Raw genomic sequence first — 544 nt, forward strand, 5'->3', positions numbered from 1 at the left:
AGGATAGATAAAGAACAAAAGACCGCGCGAGTTGGTTAAGGCGATGATGGACGGCATCGAAGCCAAGAGGGCAGCATTAGGGATATAGCTGGTGAAAATCGCTATCACCGGAAAAGGCGGAGTTGGAAAAACGACACTTGCCGCCGTGCTTGCAAGAATGTATGCCTCCGAAGGGCGAAAAGTGCTTGCCGTTGACGTAGACCCGGATGCAAACCTCGGTCTTGCGCTGGGGTTTAGCGAAGCGGAAGTCAGCGCGATTACGCCGATCGCTAAAATGGAGGAACTGATTGCCGAACGCACCGGAACGACTGAAGACAGTCAGGGGAAGTTTTTTAAAATCAACCCTAAGGTTGACGATATTCCTGATCGATTTGCAAAAGAACGGAACGGCGTAAAATTGCTCGTTATGGGTACGGTAGAAACCGGCGGTAGCGGTTGTATCTGCCCAGAACATGTCGTAGTCAAACGGTTGATTTCGCATTTGGTGATAGCGCGTGATGACGTAGTCATTATGGATATGGAAGCGGGGCTTGAGCATCTGGGG

Annotated in this window: 1 protein-coding gene; it reads left to right on the top strand. The window is 50.6% G+C overall.

Annotated features, from left to right (window positions below; all coding sequences use genetic code 11):
• Positions 1 to 91: 91 nt before the first annotated feature.
• On the top strand, positions 92 to 544 hold a 453-nt coding region (locus AWU74_RS07690), incomplete at its 3' end, for an ATP-binding protein (protein ID WP_162505046.1).

It is taken from the genome of Treponema endosymbiont of Eucomonympha sp. (genome assembly GCF_001028545.1).